The organism is Mesorhizobium sp. M7A.F.Ca.CA.004.12.1.1 (assembly GCF_003997835.1).
Classification (GTDB): Bacteria; Pseudomonadota; Alphaproteobacteria; order Rhizobiales; family Rhizobiaceae; genus Mesorhizobium.
Genome location: NZ_RZRK01000647.1, coordinates 1 through 3,521, shown reverse-complemented (window position 1 = coordinate 3,521; position 3,521 = coordinate 1). Strand labels below are relative to the sequence as shown.

Below are 3,521 nucleotides of genomic sequence, written 5' to 3'. Positions count from 1 at the left end.
ACCATGACCGGCATGCTGGGCGCGGTGGCCGGCGTCAGCCTTTTGGTCGGCGGCATCGGCATCATGAACATCATGCTGGTGTCGGTCACCGAACGCACCCGCGAGATCGGCATCAGGCTGGCCATCGGCGCGCATGAAAAGCACATCCTCATCCAGTTCCTGGTCGAGGCCACGGTGCTGTCGCTGCTCGGCGGCATTATCGGCATCCTGATCGGGCTGGCGCTGGCCGGCCTCGCCGCGGTGACGCTGACCATCCCGTTCGCGCCGAGCCCGGCGGTGATCCTGCTCGCCGTCGGCTTTTCCGCCCTGATCGGCATGGTGTTCGGCTTCTTCCCGGCATTGCGCGGCGCCAGGCTCGATCCGATCGACGCGCTAAGGCACGAGTAGGGCAACCCGGCCGGAACGCAGCCAGCCCGAGCCGGTTTTGCACAGCCTTCGACATTTCCACCTGGTCCCGCCACTGTCGCCGCGCCGTTCGCGATGCTAGGGCAATTCACCCTGGGCGGAGGAATAGCGGATGAGCAAGAAGGCGCGACTGGTCCTGGCGATGGTGATCATCGAGGCAGGTCTTGCAGGCATCTGGTGGTATCTCGCCCGCTTCGGCATGGCCAATCCCGATCGCGTCACCGCTGACTTCCAGGCAGTCGTCGGCCAGACCATGGGAATGGCGATGGGCGGCTTGCTCGGCATCGGCTTTATCCTGTTCCTCGTCGCCGCACGCAACGGTCGCAACGCGGCACAGAATAAGACGCGCCCTTAATTCCCGTTTGCGAAATGCCACTCGATCAGCGGCTTCATGTGCGGTGACAGCCCGACCGGCAGGTCGGCGGCATGGCGGATGATCACCGGTCCCTCGATCTCCGGCTCGGTCTCGGTGGCGACGAAGGCTGAGATGCGCCTGGCGATCTCGTCGGCGGGCGCCGCCGCGTGGTAGCGGCGAAAGATCACCGTGCCGCTGCTGGTCGACATGGCATGGTAGCGCTTGCCGCGTTCCGCACCTGACAGGTCGAGCCCGGTTTCCTCGCGCACCTCACGGATCATGTTGAAATCGACGTCGACCAGCCCATCGCGAAAATCGATCGGCTCGAACGAGCCGGCGGCGAAATAGACGCGGCCGGCGTTGACTGTGTGAGGACCCATGCGGATCGCCACCAGCGCATTGTCGCCGGCCACCAGCATGGCATGGGCATAGGCATGCTCGGCGCCCGAATTCTCGCGCCGCTTCCGCCACAGCATGAACGTCGAGTAATTGACCGCGTGGCAGCGGCCGACGAGACGGCTGTCGCGGTAGGCAAGTTGCGACAGCAGCACCACCATGCCGTCGAACAGCGCCGGATTGGCGGCGATTTCGTGCTGCCAGTTCTCGGCGATCGCCTCTGCATTGTCCCTTGCGAAAGGGTGCGGACCGGGATCGAGCCGGACGTCGATGTCGTCGACCGGCAGGATGACGTTGCGCGGGAGGTCGAAACTCATGCGTCAGGTCATGTCCAGCGTGATCGCCACTGGGCAATGGTCCGATGCCTTCGGCCGGTCCCAGCCGGCGCGCGGAAACCGCTCGACCTCCTGCCCCGGCGGAAAGATGGTGCGCCAGGGCTGGCCGTTGCGGATGATGTCGGGAACGGCCGTTGCGTTGCTGGCGGCGAGCCCCTTCGACAACAGGATGTAGTCGAGCTGGCACAGATGCCGCTCTTCGGGTCCTCGCGTGTGGTAGAAGCTCCAGCGGTTCATCTCCGGCCGCCTCTCGACGACATTTTCGCAAAAGCCGCCTGCCGTCAGCACGTTGATGCAGGACAGGGCTTCGTCGACCACCTCGAAGCGATAGCCGTCGATCGCATCGCCGGCCACCTTCACGCGCTGGCGATAATCATTCATGTCGCCGCAGATCGCCCAGCTCTTGTCGGCGGCATAGTCCTTGCCGAAGCGCAGGCCGTGCGCCGCATCATCGAGGAGCGCTTCGGCGATGCGCACCGGCATCGTCGCCTCGCGCCCGTCGAGCCCGTTGCGCGGCGAGCCCATCGACTTGAAATGCACGAGATAGAGCGTCAGCGGCACGCCGCCCACGGTGATGTCGATCTCCAGGCAGTCGCGCCGGAAAATGCGCTCATTGGCCTGATTGCCCAGTGCCTCGAGTTCCGGCGTGTGCAGCCCGAACTGCTCGTAGGTGACATAGGCATGGCTGGTCATGCGCACGAATTCGATCGGCTGGCCCTGCGCGGTCTCGTTGCGCATCATCACGGCAACGTCGATGCCGCGCGAATCATTGCCCGATGTGGTGTATTTCTGCCGGTAGCCCTGCCCCACCATCTTGAACAAATAGCCGTATTCGAACGCCTTTAACGCCTCGATATTGTCGACTTCCTGCATGCAGATGATGTCGGCGCGGGTGGCAGCGATCGCCAGCGCCGTCAGTTGGCGCGTGTCGTCGGACTGGGCGATGGCGCGGGCCTGCTCCAGGATCCTGTATTCCGCCTCGCTCTGGATATCGAACAGCGCCAGCGTTCGATCCTCGTTGAGCTGGTTGCGATAGCCGGAAAAATCGAACCTGTTCATCAGGTTCTCGACATTGAAGGTGGCAAGGCGCAGCGACATGCCATGACCTTTGCCCGCAAGTGCTTCGGAAAACAAGCGCGCAGGACCACCATCTGAGATCGATTGGTCCTGGGTGCGTTCGCGTCATGGTTGACGGAACCTTTCCGTTCATCCGCCGTTCAGATGCAAACATCCATTGTTGCCCCATTCCTCGGGTGGGCGCGGGGCCTGTAACTCTTGGAGAGTGCAATGAATTCGCTCTTTTCTTCCACGGTCAAATCGGGGCTGATAGCCCTCGGTATCCTTTCCGGCGTCACGGCACCGTCCGCCGCCGGACCGATCATGCAGCCGGATCTGTCGATACCCACCAGCACGGCGGCGCCGAATGTCACGCCTGTCCGCGACAGCTGGGCGGGCGGCAACAACCGTCAGTTCAACAATGATTGGAGATGGCGCCGGTCGGGCAACTGGAACGGCGGCCGTCGACACTGGCAGGGCGGCGGCGGTCACTGGAATGGCGGAGACAACTGGCGTTGGCGCCATGGTCGCCATCACTATCGCGGCGGCCGTTATTACGATGATGGCGCGAGTGCCGCGATCCTGGGCCTTGGCCTGGGGCTCGGCCTCGGCAGCATGTACAACAATTACGACTACTACGATCGGCCGGCGCCGCGCCGCTACTACCGCGCGGGACGGCTTTCGAGCGCCCATGTCCAATGGTGCTACAACCGCTACCGGTCGTACCGGGCCTACGACAACACCTTCCAGCCCTACAACGGCCCGCGCCAGCAGTGCTACTCACCCTATTGAGCTGACCTGTAGCTGAGCTGACCGACAGAATGAAAAACGGCGCCACTTGGCGCCGTTCAGACTGCTGACAAACCCCGTCGATTTTCGGCGGGGTTTTTTGTTATGTGATTGAAGTGTCTTGGACTGTTTGTGTCAGGAGATTTTGACAAGAGGCATTGAGCCTCATGCGCGGGCCGGCTTGG

The 3,521-nt window shown here is 63.2% G+C and carries 5 protein-coding genes; 3 read left to right on the top strand and 2 right to left on the bottom strand.

All coding sequences use genetic code 11. The features are described 5' to 3' along the window. Positions 1 to 387: FtsX-like permease family protein (locus tag EN984_RS26915; RefSeq protein WP_127384078.1), on the top strand; the 387-nt coding region annotated here is incomplete at its 5' end. A gap of 130 nt (positions 388 to 517) precedes the next feature. Further along, complete coding sequence (locus tag EN984_RS26910; protein WP_127270697.1) at positions 518 to 760, top strand: hypothetical protein; 243 nt, start codon at positions 518 to 520, stop codon at positions 758 to 760. Here EN984_RS26910 and EN984_RS26905 read toward each other — a convergent pair. Beyond that, positions 757 to 1,473, bottom strand: a complete 717-nt coding sequence (locus EN984_RS26905; protein WP_127270699.1) for a hypothetical protein — start codon at positions 1,471 to 1,473, stop codon at positions 757 to 759. The genes EN984_RS26910 and EN984_RS26905 overlap by 4 nt on opposite strands. Positions 1,474 to 1,476: 3 nt before the next feature. Further along, complete coding sequence (locus EN984_RS26900) at positions 1,477 to 2,589, bottom strand: endonuclease/exonuclease/phosphatase family protein (protein WP_127384077.1); 1,113 nt, start codon at positions 2,587 to 2,589, stop codon at positions 1,477 to 1,479. Between the two features lie 189 nt (positions 2,590 to 2,778). On the opposite strand from EN984_RS26900, the gene EN984_RS26895 reads away from it, so the two are divergent. Further along, positions 2,779 to 3,339 (top strand): BA14K family protein, encoded by a 561-nt coding sequence (locus tag EN984_RS26895; RefSeq protein WP_127270702.1) that lies wholly within the window; start codon positions 2,779 to 2,781, stop codon positions 3,337 to 3,339. Positions 3,340 to 3,521 lie beyond the last annotated feature (182 nt).

Coding starts and splice junctions, on each gene's coding strand:
- EN984_RS26910 (WP_127270697.1), top strand. CDS start 518: ATGAGCAAGAAGGCGCGACTGGTCCTGGCGATGGTGATCATCGAGGCA.
- EN984_RS26905 (WP_127270699.1), bottom strand. CDS start 1,473: ATGAGTTTCGACCTCCCGCGCAACGTCATCCTGCCGGTCGACGACATC.
- EN984_RS26895 (WP_127270702.1), top strand. CDS start 2,779: ATGAATTCGCTCTTTTCTTCCACGGTCAAATCGGGGCTGATAGCCCTC.
- EN984_RS26900 (WP_127384077.1), bottom strand. CDS start 2,589: ATGTCGCTGCGCCTTGCCACCTTCAATGTCGAGAACCTGATGAACAGG.